The organism is Desulfurobacterium indicum (assembly GCF_001968985.1).
In the GTDB taxonomy this organism is placed as follows: Bacteria; Aquificota; Aquificia; order Desulfurobacteriales; family Desulfurobacteriaceae; genus Desulfurobacterium_A; species Desulfurobacterium_A indicum.
Map to the genome: position 1 here is coordinate 43,196 of NZ_MOEN01000008.1, position 18,838 is coordinate 62,033.

Annotated in this window: 19 protein-coding genes and 1 tRNA gene; 11 read left to right on the plus strand and 9 right to left on the minus strand. The window is 34.3% G+C overall.

What is annotated here, in order from left to right; genetic code table 11:
* Positions 1–4 precede the first annotated feature (4 nt).
* Genes BLW93_RS03300 through BLW93_RS03320 form a run of 5 tightly spaced genes read right to left on the minus strand, consistent with a single transcriptional unit; the run spans position 5 to position 6,214 of the window.
* A complete protein-coding gene (locus tag BLW93_RS03300) occupies positions 5–925 on the minus strand; it encodes a glycosyltransferase family 2 protein (RefSeq protein ID WP_076712688.1) in 921 nt (306 codons plus the stop codon).
* Positions 897–1,886 carry a glycosyltransferase family 2 protein gene (locus BLW93_RS03305; RefSeq protein ID WP_078058106.1) on the minus strand — a complete coding sequence of 330 codons (990 nt, stop codon included), beginning with the start codon at positions 1,884–1,886 and terminating at the stop codon, positions 897–899. Before BLW93_RS03305 ends, BLW93_RS03300 begins: the two co-directional genes overlap by 29 nt.
* A gap of 7 nt (positions 1,887–1,893) precedes the next feature.
* Entirely contained in the window at positions 1,894–2,754 is an 861-nt protein-coding gene (locus BLW93_RS03310; RefSeq protein ID WP_076712689.1) for a sulfotransferase family protein, read from the minus strand.
* 12 nt (positions 2,755–2,766) lie between these two features.
* Positions 2,767–4,113, minus strand: coding sequence for a flippase (locus BLW93_RS03315; protein WP_076712690.1), 1,347 nt, complete (start codon positions 4,111–4,113; stop codon positions 2,767–2,769).
* Between the two features lie 7 nt (positions 4,114–4,120).
* On the minus strand, positions 4,121–6,214 hold the full coding sequence (locus BLW93_RS03320; RefSeq protein WP_076712691.1) for an STT3 domain-containing protein: 2,094 nt from the start codon (positions 6,212–6,214) through the stop codon (positions 4,121–4,123).
* A gap of 109 nt (positions 6,215–6,323) precedes the next feature.
* Here BLW93_RS03320 and BLW93_RS03325 point away from each other — a divergent pair.
* A tRNA-Pro gene (locus tag BLW93_RS03325) sits at positions 6,324–6,400 on the plus strand.
* Here BLW93_RS03325 and coaE read toward each other — a convergent pair.
* Genes coaE through BLW93_RS03340 form a run of 3 tightly spaced genes read right to left on the minus strand, consistent with a single transcriptional unit; the run spans position 6,379 to position 8,559 of the window.
* Positions 6,379–6,966, minus strand: a complete 588-nt coding sequence (coaE, locus tag BLW93_RS03330; RefSeq protein ID WP_076712692.1) for a dephospho-CoA kinase — start codon at positions 6,964–6,966, stop codon at positions 6,379–6,381. The two genes, BLW93_RS03325 and coaE, sit on opposite strands and share 22 nt — an antisense overlap.
* On the minus strand, positions 6,963–8,024 hold the full coding sequence (locus BLW93_RS03335) for an AI-2E family transporter (RefSeq protein WP_076712693.1): 1,062 nt from the start codon (positions 8,022–8,024) through the stop codon (positions 6,963–6,965). The genes coaE and BLW93_RS03335 overlap by 4 nt, the downstream gene beginning before the upstream one ends.
* Complete coding sequence (locus BLW93_RS03340) at positions 8,017–8,559, minus strand: CDP-alcohol phosphatidyltransferase family protein (RefSeq protein ID WP_076712694.1); 543 nt, start codon at positions 8,557–8,559, stop codon at positions 8,017–8,019. Before BLW93_RS03340 ends, BLW93_RS03335 begins: the two co-directional genes overlap by 8 nt.
* A 31-nt stretch (positions 8,560–8,590) precedes the next feature.
* Between BLW93_RS03340 and nadC the strand changes: the two genes are divergently transcribed.
* A complete protein-coding gene (nadC, locus tag BLW93_RS03345) occupies positions 8,591–9,439 on the plus strand; it encodes a carboxylating nicotinate-nucleotide diphosphorylase (RefSeq protein WP_076712695.1) in 849 nt (282 codons plus the stop codon).
* Positions 9,436–9,984, plus strand: a complete 549-nt coding sequence (locus BLW93_RS03350; protein WP_076712696.1) for a CvpA family protein — start codon at positions 9,436–9,438, stop codon at positions 9,982–9,984. Before nadC ends, BLW93_RS03350 begins: the two co-directional genes overlap by 4 nt.
* A gap of 48 nt (positions 9,985–10,032) precedes the next feature.
* On the opposite strand, the gene gap is transcribed toward BLW93_RS03350, so the two are convergent.
* The gene (gap, locus tag BLW93_RS03355) at positions 10,033–11,040 is read right to left on the minus strand and encodes a type I glyceraldehyde-3-phosphate dehydrogenase (protein WP_076712697.1); all 1,008 of its coding nucleotides are present in this window, start codon (positions 11,038–11,040) and stop codon (positions 10,033–10,035) included.
* A gap of 85 nt (positions 11,041–11,125) precedes the next feature.
* Here gap and BLW93_RS03360 point away from each other — a divergent pair, with 85 nt between their 5' ends.
* The 8 genes from BLW93_RS03360 to BLW93_RS03395 form a co-directional block, all read left to right on the plus strand.
* The gene (locus BLW93_RS03360) at positions 11,126–12,313 is read left to right on the plus strand and encodes a sensor histidine kinase (protein WP_245791986.1); all 1,188 of its coding nucleotides are present in this window, start codon (positions 11,126–11,128) and stop codon (positions 12,311–12,313) included.
* 42 nt (positions 12,314–12,355) lie between these two features.
* Positions 12,356–14,671: an outer membrane protein assembly factor BamA gene (gene bamA / locus BLW93_RS03365; RefSeq protein ID WP_158025373.1), complete on the plus strand. Its 2,316-nt coding sequence runs from the start codon at positions 12,356–12,358 to the stop codon at positions 14,669–14,671.
* Between the two features lie 18 nt (positions 14,672–14,689).
* Positions 14,690–15,217, plus strand: coding sequence for an OmpH/Skp family outer membrane protein (locus tag BLW93_RS03370; RefSeq protein ID WP_076712698.1), 528 nt, complete (start codon positions 14,690–14,692; stop codon positions 15,215–15,217).
* Positions 15,217–16,236 (plus strand): UDP-3-O-(3-hydroxymyristoyl)glucosamine N-acyltransferase, encoded by a 1,020-nt coding sequence (lpxD, locus tag BLW93_RS03375; RefSeq protein WP_076712699.1) that lies wholly within the window; start codon positions 15,217–15,219, stop codon positions 16,234–16,236. The genes BLW93_RS03370 and lpxD overlap by 1 nt, the downstream gene beginning before the upstream one ends.
* Positions 16,233–17,360 carry a metallophosphoesterase family protein gene (locus BLW93_RS03380; RefSeq protein ID WP_076712700.1) on the plus strand — a complete coding sequence of 376 codons (1,128 nt, stop codon included), beginning with the start codon at positions 16,233–16,235 and terminating at the stop codon, positions 17,358–17,360. Before lpxD ends, BLW93_RS03380 begins: the two co-directional genes overlap by 4 nt.
* A gap of 11 nt (positions 17,361–17,371) precedes the next feature.
* Positions 17,372–18,082 (plus strand): ComFC family protein, encoded by a 711-nt coding sequence (locus BLW93_RS03385; RefSeq protein WP_281246664.1) that lies wholly within the window; start codon positions 17,372–17,374, stop codon positions 18,080–18,082.
* A gap of 40 nt (positions 18,083–18,122) precedes the next feature.
* Positions 18,123–18,398, plus strand: coding sequence for a hypothetical protein (locus BLW93_RS03390; RefSeq protein WP_076712702.1), 276 nt, complete (start codon positions 18,123–18,125; stop codon positions 18,396–18,398).
* A 2-nt stretch (positions 18,399–18,400) separates the two neighbouring features.
* The coding region (locus tag BLW93_RS03395; protein WP_245791970.1) for a transposase at positions 18,401–18,838 on the plus strand (438 nt) is incomplete at its 3' end.

The window sequence follows — 18,838 nt, forward strand, 5'->3', positions numbered from 1 at the left end:
TCACTCAATTTTTTTCTTTTTCCCAATATTGTCTATTCATCGAAAAGTATTTTCTAATGTTCATAGGTATCTTATCAAAGTTATATCCTACTTTATAACCAACATACTTAGCCAAATTCTTTAAAAGAAATTTGGGTAAAAAATAAAGAGCTTTCTGATTCAATAAAAATTTCAATTCTGACTTAACATATTTCAGACCCTCTTTTTCAGGTTTTCCAAATGTATCGAGCATCCAGGCCTGTGTTCTATGAAAAACACCTATATCGAAATATCTTCTGAACTCCTGAAATACTGAATAAGAATGTGAATGATAAACTTTGGCTTCAGCAACATATTTAATTTTGTAACCTTTTAATAACAACCGGGCTGCTACAACAGAATCTTCACCAAATATAACACCTTCCGGGAACCAACCTACAGATTCAAGTAAATTTCTATTATACGCAGCAAAAGAGTTAGAAAGAAAAGCAACTTTAAACCCCATATGTTCTCTGTCTTTTAAATTTTTCTCAAAAGACTTTTCTGGATAATTAAATAGCCTCAAATGTTTTCCAAACAAATCAGTATCATTATATGGAATTTGACGTCCATAAGTAGCTGCTATTTCTTTATCTTTTTCCAAAGGAAGTGTTAAAAACTCAATTGCCCTATTGTTAGCAGGAATAGCATCTTGAGTAAAATAAACCAAAATATCTCCTTTTGCCTCTTTGCCTGCTAATGTTCTGGTCCCTCCATGATCAAAAGTATTTTTCGGAATAGAAATAACACGTGCTCCTTTTGAAACAGCAATATTTACCGTCCTATCCGAAGACGAGGAATCTACAACAATAACTTCATCTGGTCTCATAGTCTGATTGTTAAGAGCATCAAGAAGCCTTTCTATGTACTTTTCCGCATTATATGTTGGGATTATCACAGATATCATAGAAATCCTCTTTTACATATCTTAAATACCACAAAAATCCAAGGTTTCTCAGAAAATTTTGCTTGAAAAGTTTAAAACGAAAAACGGTAAGTAATTTTCTAACGTAAGATACATAAGGAATCTGCACATAAGCCCTAAGCATATCTTTTTGTTCCGGTTTTAAACATTGCTCAAAAGTTGATAAAAAATTCTGAGCCTGTAAAACTGTTTTGGCAATTGATTTAACCAAATCATCCTTTCGCATGAATTTTCTAATAGCATATCTTACATCAACATTTTTAGCCCCTGTATCATTTTTTTCATGCTGTCGATACAATACTGTTGGTTTTGAAATAAAATCCACCACTCCAAACGCAGACGCAACAAGAGAAAGCCACCAATCATGCATAATAGCTTTTCTTCCTATAGGATGGGCTTTTTCTAACAAAGCCCTATTAACAGCACAGGCACAACCAGTTACATTATTTTGAACAAGTAGATAATTAAGTGTTTTACATTCTGGATTAAGCTTCTGATAACGCCACATAGAATCGCTTATCACATCTAAATTAGAATCCACCACTTTCAAATCAGAATGCAAAAGAATTGATAAATCTTTACGTGAACTTTCAATTCCTTTAAACCTCTGAAGAAAAATCTCTATTTTATTTTCAATCCAAACATCATCCTGATCACAAAAAAAGAAATATTCAAAATTCCTTTCTAAAGCAATACCAATGAGATGACTAAAGTTATCCTTAGCATTGCCAAATTTTAATCCGTCGTTAAGAAAAATAATCCTTTCAGGATATTTAATGCTATACTCTTTCAAAATATCAACTGTTCCATCTTCTGACCCATCATCATGAACCAAAAGAACCCAGTTTTTGTAAGTTTGAGATATAATAGAATTAAGCTGTTGAGCTAAAAACCGTTCACCATTATAAGTAGCCATTAAAATTGCCACTGTCTTTTCTTCCACATTTACCTCAACACAGATTATGATAACCTAACTTTCTAACTAACGGTTTTTCCTTTATGTTTTCATAAAATTTTACAAGATGTTTGTTTGATAAAAAAGCATAACTCCTTGAAGTATTTATAAGAGCAACCGCTTCCTTTACTCTATCCTTATCTACAGAAATATTAAAATAGTTCAAAATAGTTTCAATCGTTGAATCTGGATTTTCCAAAAATTCCTCATACTTCAGATGCAAGATTCTCTTATCTGAACGCTTTTCAAAATCATATATTGATGATAAATATTCTTCCCATAGCTTAAAACCTTCTTCTAGAAACTGCAAACGAACTGAATCAACAAAATTTAATTTACCTTTAGCAAACATAGATTTTATAGTGTGTTTATAGTTCCATCTGAAATTATTTTTATTTTTTAAGACTCTCTTCCTCAAACTTTCAGCTACATCTACAGGATTACGATATATATGAATTATTTTTGCTTGAGGAAAAATCTCTGACCATATATTCAAAGTAATACTATTTCTTGGATCTTTCCATCCCCAAAGAAAAGGAAGATTGTCTAATTTTCTGTACTTTAGGAACCTGCGAATGCCAAGAAATTTCAATATTCTAAAACTGGAAATACTAATCTTAACTGCTTTTATTAAAGTTTCTTTGAATGTATCATCTATAAATCTAAAATTGTATGGATTATCCCACGTGGCATTTGTTTGAGCCAACAACCAATCATTAAGCTCAAGAAAAAAGAAAGATTCATTATTTGGATCTCGACTTGCTCCCATAAAAATTCCACATTTTTGAAGAACCCTTGAAAGTAAAGATGTCCCCGAACGATGCATCCCAACAATAATAATTGGCGGGTATTCCATTTGACAGCTCCATTATATTATATTTATAGTATAAAAACCATAATATTTCTTAACAAGGAAAAGCGGTACAATATTGATAAAGACAAGACTTATTGCACTGGCAATGGCAGCTCCGTTTATCCCATAATAAGGAATTAAACAAGCATTAAGAACAACATTTATAAAAGTACCACCAAATATAATATTTTGCATAGTTTTTTCTTTCCCTGTCATCATCAAAATATAGCCAACACTTCCAACAATTGCATTTACGAATTGCCCTAAAGAAAGAATAACAAGCGCCGAAGAAGCAACAATAAAATCTTTACCAAAAATTAACAATATTTGTTTGGAGAAAAAAACAAAAACAAGCAATATTGGGAGCGACATCCAAAAGATTAGTCTAGCAGACTGCCTTGCAACTTTTGCAAGACCCTTCAAATCTTTCCGTCCCCAAAACTCCGCAAACTTCGGAGCAGCAATTGAATTTATAGAAAAAAGAACAATACTAATTAATGTAGAAAGTTTTAGAACCACATTGTATATTCCTACGTCTCTGGTGGTTTTAAAAACTCCTATCATAAAAGTATCCGTCCATCCCATAATAAAAACCAATACACTTGAAAAAAGAAGAGGTAGAGAAACAGATAAGATATACTTATAAGAAATCTGTTTTAATACTGGTTTAACATAGAGGGAAAATGCCATCAAATACTTTCTACAAAGAAAAAGTGCAAAAAAGGCAAATATAATGATAGATATACCGTACGATAAAATTGGAATCAAATAAGGATAGTTTATTTTCAAAAACATTAAAGAGAAAACTAAAATAACAGACGCCAGAGCAAAAACACCAAGCTGTTGTAATAACATATAAATAGCTATTTTCTTCAATCCTCTAATAACCTCTCTTGTAATCCATAAAACCACAAAAGGAATAACAAAGATAGAAACCAATTTTAAAGGTAAAATTAAAATAGAATTATGAAATACTTTAATTGCTATATAATTAGCAAACAGAAACAAAATAAAAGATAATACACTTGAAACACTTAAAGTCAACAATAAACTTTTTTTAAAAACTTGAGGTATCAAATACTTATCTTCTGAAACCATAAACTCGGAAGTAAACCTCAAAAGTGCTATGTCCATCCCCAAACGACCAAACATTCCCGATATCTGAAGAAACATAAGACATATAGAGAAAACACCCCATGCTTCAGCACCATAATGACGAGTAACAATAACCGTAAAGCAATAACCAACAACTATGCCAGCAATCTTCAGAATAAAAGCAATCCCCGAGTTTTTTAAAAGTTCCTTTAAATCCTGATCTTCAAAACATCTATGCGCTAAATTAACAATTCGATTGATAATCATTCAATAATTATTCCTCACATACCAGTTTATATGCCACCATAACTGGAAAATCATCGTAAACAAGCTTAAAATATTTATTATCATAATGCCTAAGAATAAACATCTGATTAAACATAGAATAGAAAGGCTGCTGATCCATTATAAAACCAAGTAACTTACCTTTACTTTTCACAAGATCAAAATAATATCTTCCCGCAGGATCATAAGAAAATTCCCTATAATGTCCATCTATATTAATGGCTATTTTATTTAAAACAGCTGTTCCCCTGGCCTTGATAACTCCTGTTTTAAGATCTATAGTAATACCTCCACAAATAACCTTATTCTTAGAAGGAATAAAACAGACTCCTACCGGGTTAATGCTGTCTTTAATTCCCTTTTTCAAATCAAAATTCCATGTTCCGAAATAGTTAATCCACGCAAACTTCCCAATTTCATCTTCAGTAAAAATCCAGTAAACAGGATGACTTAACCTACCATTAAACACCCCTTTAAAAAACTTGTCTCTAATTGACTCTGGAGTCTGCCCCTCTTTCAGCCATTTATTTATATAGGTTACTCCCACATTAGATATACCTTTAATCGTGTTATAAGCAATTTCTGGAGAAGAAGTAGAAAATGTAGTGGCAACAAAGTAAGTCTTAGGAGAAAGCTGAGATTGTCCGTCATGATAGACAGCTCGCCTTGATAGATATTGAATAGCAGTTCCGTAATCCCACCATGTCCATATCCAAGAATCTACAGGTGTAATCTCTTTCAACTTTAAAAAGGCTCCTTCAAGTGTAGGAGTTATTTTAGGAACAGCTACAAACTTCACTGCTTCTGTTTGAGAAACGAAAGCAATAATAGTAATTAATACAGCAATCGACAAAGTCAAGATATTCCTGAAAATAACTTTTCCCTTCTCATCATTTTTTGGTTTTGGCAAACTCAATTTCAAAACATAGTTAAATAACTCATCAAAAATATACCCAAAACCAATACCCACGAAAGGAGCCAAATACATAGAAAATCTATTACCACTTTTAAAAACCATAAGTCCTAAAAGAAAAGAAGGTATCAAAAATATCGTTTCTCTCCATTTCCTATAGAACATGTAAAATATAAAAGCCATTCCTAACCAAAAAATGATACTGCTGCCAACAGTTGTCAGTATTATCATCTTTAAAGAAGCTCTCTGAGCCTCGCTAATGGATTGGAGAACGTTGGGGAATCCTGTTTTTACAGCTGTTTTACCAAAATTAATTATGTACATACTCGCTCTTGATATAAAGGAATGAATACCATGCCAGAGAACAAACGGACTTGAAAATAGAGCCAGAACGCCTATTAATTTTAAATCCTCCTTTGTAACTCTCCCATTTGTTATAAAAATCCCTAATATAAAAACGACAAACATAATCAAAACAAGATCTGGATGAGCATACCACCAGTTAAACAAATAACAAGATATCCCTGCTAAAATTGCAAAAATATATCTTTTCCGCCCTTCAGTATGCAGAATTTTATGAAAAAAATAAGCTATTAAAAAAGGGAAGAACAAATTCAAAGAATCTGTATCAAAACGAGCAATTGTTGTCCTTGCAAGATACATTAAAGATAGTACTCCAAACACAGCACCGGAAAAACCAGCAACTGGAGCACCTATTTCATCCATATAAATTACCAAAGGAATAACGAACAAAACAGCAAGTATAGGTGTAAGATAAACTGCCACATTCTCTATATGTGTATTAAAAAACTTGGAAAAAACGGCACCCATAAAACTTTCAAGGGGTATCGGATCAGGATATACAGCTTTGTAAGCTTTAAGTTTTTCAACTTCCGAATCAGATAGTTTAGAAACTATATAATTATCTGGAACAAACCTTAAAGGATCCATCTTTCCAGCTTTATATTTTCCTTCAAGATAATCTTCACTCCATCTCGCAAAATAGAAAGCATCGTAACTTGTGAATAAAGGACGATCTTTATAATAAAAACTGGATCTTCTAGCATGCCAAACTGCAAGATCATCAAAGCGCAAATAAAGTCCTGCTATAACAGGAATTATAATGAAAACAAGCAACCTCACCAATCTCCAACTTCTAATCTTCTCCACACCTATCTCCAGAAACTGAGTATTTAAGACAAAAGCAATTATAGCAAAGCGCACAATATTGACATTTAAATTCAGACACCTAAAATATCTTTACACATAACTATTATCTCGGAGCATGGCGCAGTCTGGTAGCGCGCTTGGTTCGGGACCAAGAGGTCGGGGGTTCAAATCCCCCTGCTCCGACCACTATCTATATATTTAACCAACTTATCTGCCTGAAGTTTTAAATTTAACAGGTTCCCTGTGTTACAAATTAAGAAATCAGCGAACTTCAGCTTTTCACCATAAGGAAGTTGTAGTTTATCCCTCCTGATAACCTCTTTCATTCCAAACTTTTTAGAGGCTCTCATATATCTTTGACCTTTATAAGCAAAAACAAGCACAATTTTATCAACAATCTCATGCCAGCCAGATTCTATTAAAACTGCTGCCTCAATAAAAATAAGCTTATTACTTCCTGACATAGAGATAATTTTTTCTTTTACCAAAGGATGAGTAACAGAAGTGAGTTTTTTTAAAGCTTCCCTATCGGAAAACACAATGTCTGCCAATCTTTTTTTATCTATTTCACCGTCAGCACGAAGAATATCTTTACCAAACAGAGAGATCACAGTATCATAAGCTACCTCGCCTCTTTTCAAAAATTTTTTAGCCATATCGTCAGCATTTAAAACTCTGTAACCCTTCATTCCAATAAACTGAGAAAGAGTGCTTTTACCTGCCCCGATATTACCTGTTATACCTATAATCATGTTTTCATTTCCTTTTTCATCATAAAACTATCAAAAACAGGCAATATCATTGCAACTACCGGAACAGCAACAATTATACCCAGAAAATTTCCATAGGTTGCACCAAAAAAGACCGCAAAAAATATCAAAAGCGGATTTATTCCCGTAGTTCTGCTCATAACCATAGGATATATAACATTTTCAAGAGCAGCTTCCGATAAAAAAACGATTCCAACGGCAACTATATGAAAAAGATCTCCGTTATCAAAAATAGCCAGCAAAATGGAAGGAACAAAAGCGGTAAAAAAACCCACATAAGGAATCATATTCATTATCCCGGCAACAACTGCTATAAGAAAACTATATCTAATTCCAATTGCCGTTAAGGTAATAGAAAAATAAACAGCGACTAAAAACGCCATTAACAACTGGCCTCTGATATATCCTGACAGAGAATCATTTACCTTGTCTATCAAAACAGCCGTCTCTGCCCTATGTTCAAAGGGCAAAAGTTTCAAATACAAATCCCTTAAATTTTCCCAATCTACAAGGATATAATAAGAAAGAAATGGTATTACAACAATGTTTATGGCTATAGAAGCTATTGAAAAAACACCAGAGAATATTTTCTGAACCAAAGCCGCAACTGTTATTGAATTGTTGATATCAAAGTTTCGATAGATGAGAGAAAAAACAGATTTCATATTGCCAGGATTAAATCTTCCTGAAAAAATTTTTTTACCTAAATATTTAGCAAGATAAAAGTCAATTTTAGAGACTAAAACAGGAAGATAATCGATAAAACTTTCAATCTGTTTTAACAAAACCGGGAAAATTACAAGTATCAATCCTAAAATTGCTACCAATATCAATACTACTGTTAAAACCGCAGCTATCTGGCGCTTCTTAAACAATTTTAAAAAAAATTCGAATATCGGAAATGTTATATATGCACTTGCCATAGCGGCAAAGAAAGGAAAAATTACCGATTTCATTATAAAAAGAGAAATAACAAAAATAATAATAGTAGAGATAACCACAATTTCGGGAAAATATTTATCAAAGAGTGTTCTATTCACTTCCCAGCTCCCTTATCCCTATTATTACATAGCTTATCCCTGAAATAACAGTCACACCACCAGTAAAGGGATATAGGAATTCTAACATAATGTTTAGATAATAATTATTGAAATTTAGATGAAGTAATGTAAAAAATATTGTTAAAAATTGAGAAAATGCTGTAAATTTTCCTATTAAAATCGGTTTTATTCTATCCAGCTTCTCAAAAACAGTTAAAAGCCAACCACCAACGATTATTAAGATATCTCGTGAAATAACTAATATGGTAAGCCATGGAGGAATAATTTTATGGACATAACTTAACACAACAAAAGCCGAATCGATAAGAGCTTTGTCAGCTAAAGGATCCATTATCACTCCGACAATTGTAACTTGCTTCAATTTGCGGGCTAAAAATCCATCAACAGCATCACTTAAAGCGGCTATAATAAACAATATAAGCGCTATCTTGAAATTTCCATAATGAAGAGCCATTATAAAAAGAGGAACAATTAAAGCCCTAACAACAGTTATAGAATTTGGTATATTTACCATTAGCACCAACTCCAATATTAGAGGTTGAATAATGCAATTTTCAAAAATAGCAATTGAGGATTATATACTATCTTTTCTGAAAGAAGATATAGGCTTTACAGGAGACATAACATCATCCTCTCTTCCAGGAAAACGAATAAAAGCATACATCGAAGCAAAAGAAAATTTTATACTTGCAGGAAGTCCTTTCTTCCAGAAAACATTCGAAATGTTAGACAAAAGCTTTGAATTCATATGGAAGAAAAATGAAGGCAATCGAGTAGCTAAAGGAGAAATAATCGCTTATATTGAAGGTAATGAAAAAGCTCTTTTAACAGGAGAAAGAACTGCTCTAAACCTTATTCAACATCTCTCCGGCATAGCTACAAATACCCGTAAATATGTAGAGATATTAAATGGAACAAATATTAAGCTTCTGGATACGAGAAAAACCACTCCAGGACTTAGATACTTTGAAAAGTATGCAACAAAAGTTGGAGGAGCCTACAACCATAGAATGGGTTTATACGACGCAGTAATGATAAAGGACAACCACATTAAAGCATTTGGAAGCGTTGAAACTGCTGTTCTTGAAATTTCAAAAAATATTCCTGTAACAATGTCTATAGAAGTCGAAATAGAAAATTGGCAGCAGCTTGAAGAAGCTATTAAAGTTAAAGAATTAATAAACATCATCATGCTGGACAACTGGTCATTACAAGAGATAGACAGAGCAGTGAAATTTATCAGAAAAAATTTTAATCACGTTGAAATAGAAATATCCGGAGGAATAACATTAGAAACATTAAAAATGTTAAGAAACAAAGATATTGACTACGTATCAACAAGCAAGCTCATCACCAGAGCCAAATGGGTTGATATAAGTATGGAGGTAGAATGAATATTCATCCGTTAAATTTACTAGATGCAGTCCTGGTAATAATTCTGGGATGGAATTTTTTCAGAGGCTTCAACAAAGGTGTCATAGAAGAAATTATATCCATTGCCGGAGTTATCGTGAGTATATTTATAGCTATCAAAACAGCCCATATAGTAGCTGCAAAATTTGTACCCGATCCTGACGCACCTGTAATTATCATGACAGGATTTGTAATATATGGAATCCTATTCTTAATATCAAAATACATAGCGTTTACTTTGAATTCGCTCTATTCTAAAGGTTTCTTGGGACTAATTAATAATATCATGGGATTCCTATTCGGTATATTCAGAGGAATTCTGCTTGCATCCATATTTTTACTCTTCATAGGGACAACTATGCCTGACAGTTATCTAATAAAAACAAGCTATCTTGGCGGATTCTTAGTACCGGTAACTGATACAATAGTATCCTTTCTGCCTGAAAAGGCAAAAAAGAAAGTCGAGAAAAACTGGAAAGTTGCAGAAGTAATACTTCTTAAAAACAGAAAAAGATGGAAGGAATAAAAAAGGTCCGCTTTAATAAAGCGGACCTTAAAAAGAAATTTTTCTCAATTATATACCAACGGAAGCCATATATTTAATCAAATCCCCCAATCTGTTGGAATAACCAAACTCATTATCATACCAGGAAATAATCTTAACCATATTTCCGCCTATAACATCGGTAGATTTTGCATCAACTATTGAAGAACGTCTATCACCTATATAATCAACAGATACAAGCTCCTCTTCGGTATAACCTAATATGCCTTTTAACTCACCTTCGGCAGCTTCCTTTAACGCGGCATTAACTTCCTCAACTGTAACCTCTTTCTCAACAGTACAAACGAAATCGATTAGAGAAACATCAGGGGTTGGAACTCTTATGGAAATCCCGTTAAATTTTCCTCTAAGTTCAGGAATCACAAGACCTACCGCCTTTGCCGCACCTGTTGTTGTTGGAACCATTGATACGGCAGCCGCTCTTGCTCTTCTTAAATCTTTATGTGGAGCATCCAAAAGCCTCTGATCAGCAGTATAAGAGTGAACCGTCGTTAAAAATCCTTTTTCTATTCCAAAATTCTCAAGCAATACTTTTGCAACAGGTGCAAGACAGTTAGTTGTACATGAAGCGTTAGAAACTATAAAATGTTTATCGGGATCATATTCTTTATGATTAACACCAACTACAAACGTAGCGTCAGGCTCTTTTGCAGGTGCCGAAATAAGAACTCTTTTCGCTCCAGCTTCCAGGTGCTTTGAAGCACCCTCTCTATCTCTAAATCTGCCGGTAGCTTCCAGAACTATATCAACTTCCAGACCTTTCCAAGGTAATTTCGCAGGATCCTTCTCTGCATAAACTGTTATTTCTTTGCCGTTTATAACAAGTTTATCCCCTTTTACTTCTACCGTTCCGGGAAATTTACCGTGTACAGAGTCGTACTTTAAAAGATGAGCAAGTGTAGCAGCATCTGTCAAATCGTTTATTGCCACAATTTCAAATTCACCATCATCTAAAATAGCACGATGAAAACATCTTCCAATTCTTCCGTAACCGTTGATTGCAACTCTTACACCCATTATAATCCTCCCTTAAACGGTTTATTTCTAACACTTAAATGATAAACTTTATTCATCACATTTACAACAAAAAAGAGGTTCTTAAATGCTTGCTATTGCCACTTTAGGACTATTCGTAGCAGGAATAGCTACAGGTGTTACATTGTTCCAAATGAAAAAGATGAACACTATAAAGAAAAAACTGATTTCACTTTTTTCACTACCAAAACAGGTCAGCTGGAATGAACTCGTTTATTATATAGAAAAAGAGAGAAATGAAAAGAAAAATCGGGATAACATTCATCTTCTCTCCCAGGCATTAAACCTGTTAAACGAAGGATTAGTAATAATGTCCCCTGCCGGGAAACTTATATACACCAACAGATTTGCAAGAGAACTTTTAGACATCGATAAAGAAAAATACAGGGATAGATATTTTTATCAGGTAATTAGTGACTTAGATGTGATAACTTTCATAAACGAAAATTTCGACAAAGAATACAACGTGTGGGAAAGCAAAAAGATAAAAAATCGATATATACAACTCGTGTTCGCAGCAGATGTAGATGAAAAAGTTTTATTACTCAGGGATCTAACACAGATCAAAAAGTACGAAAATCTTAAAAGAGATTTCATCGCAAATGTCTCACATGAACTCAAAACACCCGTTGCCACACTCAAACTACTTATGGAAACACTTGAAGATGAATGCCAAACAAACAAAACAGCAATCGACTTTATCAAAAAAGCCCAGGGAAGAATAGAATACATGGAACAACTCATACAGGATTTAATAACCCTGACAATGCTTGAAACAAGCAAGGGTATTCCATTTGAAAAGAAAAAAATCAAACTTAAACCGATAATAGATAAAATAGTCGAAGAAACCAGCGTCATAGCCAAGCAAAAAAATGTTCAAGTTGAATCGCTTCTACCCGAAGACCTTGAAGTTATCGGGGACGAAAGACTTTTTTACTTTGTATTCAGAAATCTTATAGACAACGCGATAAAATACAACCACGAAGGCGGAAAAGTTGAAATAAAATACTCAACCCTTCCAAAAGAGCAGGTAATATCTGTTTGCGATACAGGACCAGGCATACCAAAATCTCATTTACCCTTTATATTTGAAAGGTTTTACAGAGTGGATAAATCAAGATCTAGAAAATTGGGCGGAACAGGACTGGGACTTTCCATAGTTAAACTCGCTGTAGAAAAACTAAACGGAAAAGTTGATGTCGAAAGTGAAGTTGGCAAAGGAACATGCTTCAAAGTATATTTTCCTTATTCTTAGTTGTGTTATTATTGTATCCACCAATTATTCGGAGGTTTTCCTTTGAGGAAAATAGTTATCGCAGTAGCGTTGGTACTCTCTATAATACCTTCATACTCCAAAGCTCAAACACTGGCATCAAACAACACAATACTATCAACACAAAATACGACACTAAAACCTGTTATAGAAGAGATAAAAATTGAAGGAAACACATATCTGCCTAAAGAAAGTATTCTCTATAGAATTTCCTTAAAGCCGGGAGAACCACTAAACAGAGAAAAAGTAGCCGAAGACATAAAAAACATATTTTCCCTGGGTTATTACAAAACAATAGAAGTAGTTGAGGAAAAACAGGGGAGCAAAATAATTTTAAAATACATACTGAAAGAAAAACCCAAGGTAAAATCTATAACTTTTAAGGGTAATAAGCACATCTCTACAAAAGATTTAATAAAAGAAACAGGATTCAATGAGGGAAATTTCACAGGGCATATATTATCCTACGAGAAACTTGATGAATTAAAGAACAAAATAATTGATCTATATCATGAAAAAGGTTATATAAATGCCAATGTCACCTATTCCATAGCTGAAACCGAACCCCAAAAAGCAGATGTAGTATTCAAAATAGATGAAGGACAAAAAGCGTACGTTTGCAAAATCGTAATAAAAGGAAACAAGGCACTTGCTACAGGAGACATAAAGGACGCTCTTCTTACAAAAGAGCGTTGCGTCTGGAAATTAAGATTTCATCCACCGCTTGTAAAGGAAAACTTAGAAAAAGACGTAGAGAGGATAAAGAAACTTTATGAAAGCAAAGGCTATATAGAAGTAAAAGTAGGAAAACCTATTGTAAAAAAACTAAACGGTTGTTACGAAGTTATATATCCCATTATAAGCGAAGGACCTCGATACTATTTCGGAAAAATCTCAGTCAAAGGAAATACACTATTTACATCAAAAGAGTTGTTAAAACTTGTAAACGGACTTAAGCCCGATAACCCTTATAATCCTAATTTACTAACAGAATTTTCTATAAGAGTAGCAAAACTTTATGGAAAATACGGATACATCTTTGAAACTACAATACCAGAAATCAACATTGATGATAAAAATCACAAAGTAAACGTAACATTTGTCATCCATGAAGGCGAGAGAGCAAAAATAAGATACATTAACATCAAAGGCAACTACAACAGCAGAGACAGAACTGTAAGAAGAGAACTTGACATATATGAAACGGGAATATTCAACACGGAAAAACTTGAACGTTCCGTAAGAAGACTTTACAACACAGGTTATTACGAAGCTGTTAATGTTAAACCGAAAGTTGTAGATAAAAACCTTTTAGATATAGATGTTGATTTAAAAGAGCGTCTTACAGGAATGTTCTCCATCGGTGTTGGATATAGCTCCACTACGAAATTAACTGGAATGGTTTCTCTACGCAAAGGGAATCTTTTTGGAACAGGAGATTCAATATTTATTTCCGGGCAGTTCGGCTCCTCAGTAACCTATTTTGATATCGGATACAACCACAAGTGGTGGCTCAACCAGCCTCAAACACTCGGAATAAGAGTTTACAACCACAAAAACGAATATACAACTTACACGAGCCACAGAAAAGGCTTCTCTTTCAATATATTCAGAAGAGTAAAAAAAGACTGGAACATAGGTATAGGTTATACCCTTGAAAAGAACACTGTAAGTGACATAGACCCCAACGCCACAAGCATCGTTAAAGAAGAAGAAGGAACATCCGTAATAGGCCTTATATCATCAAGAATAACATTGGATTTAAGAGACAATCGTTTCCTTCCCCACAGAGGCTTTATGTTTAGCCTAAACACTAAATTTGCCGGACAAGCACTAGGCGGCGACAGCAACTTCTACGAAGCAGTTGCAGACATATCAAAATACATCTATCTTGATGATTTTTCAGAGAACTACAAAATTCCTGTTGTTCTATCAGCACACCTAAAAGCCGGATTTGCAGACACTTACGGAAAAACTGAAGATGTTCCTATAGATTACAGATTTTTTGTCGGAGGCGATACAACAGTAAGAGGATTCCGCTGGGGAGAAGCTGGACCGGTCGATGCCAATGGCGACCCGGAAGGTGCAAATAGAGAACTTGTTATGAACTTTGAAATAGGCTACGATATATCAAATAACTTACGTTTTATAGGATTTTTTGATATAGGTGCCGGATGGTGGAACAAGATCGATCTGGGAACTTTAAGAAAAGCTGCCGGTGCAGGGATAAGAGTGATGACCCCTGTCGGACCGATAAGATTGGATATAGGTTATAAATTAGACAGAAAACCTGGAGAAACTGCTTCCGAATGGCATTTCGGACTCGGAAGCTACTTCTAAAATATAAGGAGGACTATAATGAACAGATTTAAAAAGCTACTAATCGCTATGGCAGGAGCATGTGTAATCTTCGGAATGGGAACATTTAAAGCTAAAGCAGAAGATTTTGCCGTTTATTATATAGACATGCAAAAGATAATTAACGAATCTTCTCAAGGTAAAAAAGCAAAGGCAGAACTGGAATCAAAAATAAAAAAAGCAGAATCAAAATTGAAGAAACTGGCAGAAGAAATCGAACAGATAAAGAAAGACCTTTCATCTCCTCTAATAAGCAAGAAGACTAAACAGGAAAAAGAAAACGAAATACAGACAAAAATTCTTCAATACAGACAACTGCAACAAGAAAGCCAAAAACTACTCTCTCAACTTCAAAGAGAACTCACATCTAAAATTGTCGATGATGTTTTCAAAGTAGTAAAGCAATACAGAAAAACACATCGTATCCCAATGATTGTAGAGAAAAACGAAGCTGGAATAATATCAGCAGATCCAAAGTACGATTTAACGGATAAAATTCTAAAACTCTACAGCAGGGCAGGAAAATAATGGGCATAAGCATCAAAGAGATAGCAGAAATTATCGGCTGCACGATAAAAGGTAATCCTGACATAGAGATAAAAGGTATAAACGAAATACAAAAAGCTAAGGAAGGTGAACTTACATTCCTTTCAAATCCCAAATACGAAAAATTCCTCAATACAACAAATGCCTCAGCTGTAATTGTTGGAAAAGAGTATGACGTTCCGATAACCCAGCTTATCTGTGAAGAGCCTTATGTGGCATTTACCAAGGTGTTATCAATTCTTATTAAAAAACCGCTTCCTGAACCTAAAATTTCAGAAACAGCAACTATCGATGAAACCGCAACCATAGGAAACAACGTATACATAGGAGACCATGTATCCATAGGAAAGAATTGCAGAATAGGAAACAATGTTAAGATATATCCTGGCGTCGTAATAGGTGATCATTGTGAAATAGGCGATAACAGTATAATTTTTGCTAACGTTACAATATATCACGACATAAAAATCGGAAAAAATGTAAGAATACATAGCGGAACAGTAATAGGCTCAGACGGTTTCGGATACGCATTCAGCAAAAAAGAGATGAAAATTTACAAAGTTCCTCAAGTAGGAAGAGTAATAATAGGCAATGACGTTGAAATAGGCGCAAATACGACCATAGACAGAGGAACTATCGGAGATACAATAATAGGAGACGGCACAAAAATAGACAATCTCGTCCAGATAGCACATAATGACAAAATAGGGAAAAATTGTTTTATCGTATCTCAGGTAGGCATTTCCGGTTCAACGGAAATAGGCGACAACGTTACTCTTGCAGGACAGGTAGGTGTTGCAGGACATATTAAAATAGGAAGCAACATAACAGTAGGAGCAAAATCAGGCGTAACAAAATCCATCACAAAACCTGGAATATATGCAGGTTTCCCTGTAAAAGATTTTAGAACATGGAGAAAAACAGAAGCTCTTATTAATCGTCTCCCTGAAATCTACGAAAGGATAAAATCTCTTCTCTCAAGCAAGGAGAAAAAAGGTTGAAAATCGCTCACATATCCGACAGCCATCTTGGATATGCCCAGTATAACCTCGTTGAGAGAAAAACAGATTTCTTTACAGCATTTGAACAGGCAATAGATAAAATCATAAAAGCTAATGTTGATCTTGTTATTCATACGGGAGATCTCTTTGAATCTCCGCAACCCGATATGATATCTCTGTCAAAAACGATAAAACAATTCCGAAGGCTAAAAGAAAAGAATATTCCCGTAGTTGCAATCACCGGAAACCACGATAGGACTTTAAGAAAAGGAAGGATCCCTCCACAAAAAATACTGGAAGATTTGGGTCTGTTGCATCTCATTTCACCTTACGGTGAAAAAGTCTTTGGCGATCTTTACATTGCAGGCATCCAGTTTATGACAAAAAATCATCTCTCAGAACTCAGGGAGAAAATTTTTCCATCGTTTTCAGAAAGAGCAGCTAAGTATAAATACTCCATATTTATGTGTCACCAGGGTATTTCTCCGTATCTTCCCTTTGAAGGTGCAGCCGAAATGAATATGTCCGACCTTCCAAAGGAATTTACCTATTATGCAGGTGGCCACATACATAACTTTATACACAACACAACAGAAAAATTCTTTAGTTATGCAGGCGTAACCGAATTCAGAACGGCAAAAGAAGCAGAAACAACAAACCGGGGATTTAATATAATAGACCTGAAAGCTAAAAGTTTACAGAGAGTAGAACTTGAGAATTTGAGAAAATTTCTCACCATTACGATAGAAGAAAGCGAAAACGAAAGTCAAAAACTTGAAGAGATAACAGAAAAAGCTTCCTCATGTGCTGAACCGCCAATTGTAATAATTAAATATCTTTATAAAGAAAAACCATTTTCAGAAACAACTGCTTTGAAAAAACTAAAAGGAAACACTCTCATCGTCAGAATCCTCCAGAAAAACATATCCCGAAAGGAGTCTGAAAAGATCCAGAACACAACATCCATAGAAGAAATTGTAAAAAAGTATTTTAAAGATAAGAAAAAATCTGTTCAGGATTTAAGCGTTGAGTTGGCAATATCTTCCATTGAACATACAGAAGAAATTCTTTTAAAGTTTTTAGAGGAGAAAACAGGATTAAAGATAACCTTTTTAAATTTTTAAGAGATTGTCTTATAGATGTTCTTTCTCCTGAATACTGCGCAGTATGCGGAAAATTCCTTATAGGTAAACACAGAAAAATTGCATGCGAAGAATGCTGGAAAATTCACATAAAACCTTTTTCCGGAAAAAGATGCATAATATGTGGCTATCCTTTGAATCTTGCTCCCGGAAGTGAACCTTTATGCAGAGATTGCTTTGAGAAAAAGAGAAAATTCAATTTTTCAGAAATATCTTACTTCGGACTGTATAGCGGACTTCTCGAAATAGCAATCAAGACATTTAAAATAGGCAAACGGCACGACATAGGAGAAGAGATTGGAAAAACCATATCGGTTCACTTTAAAAACTTTCTTTCACGTAACAGAATGGATTTTGTAATTCCCGTTCCACTCCATATTGAAGAATTAAAAACAAGAGGCTTTAACCAATGCCATCTAATTTTGTCTGCTGCAAATATTCCGTTTATGGACGGAGTTGAAAAGAGATATCACGGAAAAAAACAGGCTCTGCTTTCAAAAGAAGAAAGAAGAAAAAATGTCAAAGGCTTGTTCTCTATCAAAAGAGAAATCATTTCAAATATTAGAGGGAAACGACTCTGCATATTTGATGACATATTTACCACAGGAAGCACCGTAAACGAAATAGCAGAAGAACTTATCAAAGCCGGTGCAGATACCATTTACGTCTACACAGTCGCACGCTCCATCAAAAAATCAAAATAGTATAATTTTCATAAAGAAATCCTTTTAAAAGGGGATAACGATGAAAAGAATAGGATACACTATAACCGCTTTCTTGCTTCTGATTTTTGGAATGAAAGCAATAGCTTCCACGTATACAGGTTTCAAACCTCTTAAAAAGGGCGATTGGTCAAAATACACAATAATAAGCGAAGATGGAAAAAGGACAACATTAACTTACATATATGGTGGAAAAGAAAAAATCAACAGAAAAACCATCAACATAATAGAATTTTCCGGAAAATACGGAAACATAGCAGGAGTAATACAACTCGGTAGTGTACGATATTTTGTGTAAGCTTGAGAAATGGGATAACCTCCTGGGGAACACCCCACAAATACCAACCCCAGGAGGCAAAAATGGAACTACAGAAGATTTTACCAGACCTAGTTAAGGAAGTGGTAAAGCAAACCTTAGAGTCAATCATGACGGCTGAAAGAGAAGTGTTTCTTAAAGAACATGGAGGAACAAAGAACGGCTTTTACGTTAGAAACTTAGATACTGTTATCGGTAAGCTTGAAAATCTGAGAATTCCAAGAGATAGAGAGGGAAAATTCAGAACAAAGTTGATAGAACCTTATAGAAGAAGAGATATCAATCTTGAAGACTTAATACTTGGGATGTTTGCCTCTGGTATGAGTGCAAGAGCAGTAGCCCAGGCTCTTGAAAGCGTGTTTGAACTTAAATACTCACCCTCAACCATAAGCAAAATATCGCAGGTAACCTTAGAGGAAATA

Excerpts from the sequence above, each read along its gene's own strand:
- BLW93_RS03300 (WP_076712688.1), bottom strand. The coding sequence starts at position 925 with ATGATATCTGTGATAATCCCAACATATAATGCGGAAAAGTACATAGAA.
- BLW93_RS03310 (WP_076712689.1), bottom strand. The coding sequence starts at position 2,754 with ATGGAATACCCGCCAATTATTATTGTTGGGATGCATCGTTCGGGGACA.
- BLW93_RS03315 (WP_076712690.1), bottom strand. The coding sequence starts at position 4,113 with ATGATTATCAATCGAATTGTTAATTTAGCGCATAGATGTTTTGAAGAT.
- coaE (WP_076712692.1), bottom strand. The coding sequence starts at position 6,966 with ATGATTATAGGTATAACAGGTAATATCGGGGCAGGTAAAAGCACTCTT.
- BLW93_RS03340 (WP_076712694.1), bottom strand. The coding sequence starts at position 8,559 with ATGGTAAATATACCAAATTCTATAACTGTTGTTAGGGCTTTAATTGTT.
- nadC (WP_076712695.1), top strand. The coding sequence starts at position 8,591 with ATGCAATTTTCAAAAATAGCAATTGAGGATTATATACTATCTTTTCTG.
- BLW93_RS03350 (WP_076712696.1), top strand. The coding sequence starts at position 9,436 with ATGAATATTCATCCGTTAAATTTACTAGATGCAGTCCTGGTAATAATT.
- gap (WP_076712697.1), bottom strand. The coding sequence starts at position 11,040 with ATGGGTGTAAGAGTTGCAATCAACGGTTACGGAAGAATTGGAAGATGT.
- BLW93_RS03360 (WP_245791986.1), top strand. The coding sequence starts at position 11,126 with ATGCTTGCTATTGCCACTTTAGGACTATTCGTAGCAGGAATAGCTACA.
- BLW93_RS03370 (WP_076712698.1), top strand. The coding sequence starts at position 14,690 with ATGAACAGATTTAAAAAGCTACTAATCGCTATGGCAGGAGCATGTGTA.
- lpxD (WP_076712699.1), top strand. The coding sequence starts at position 15,217 with ATGGGCATAAGCATCAAAGAGATAGCAGAAATTATCGGCTGCACGATA.
- BLW93_RS03390 (WP_076712702.1), top strand. The coding sequence starts at position 18,123 with ATGAAAAGAATAGGATACACTATAACCGCTTTCTTGCTTCTGATTTTT.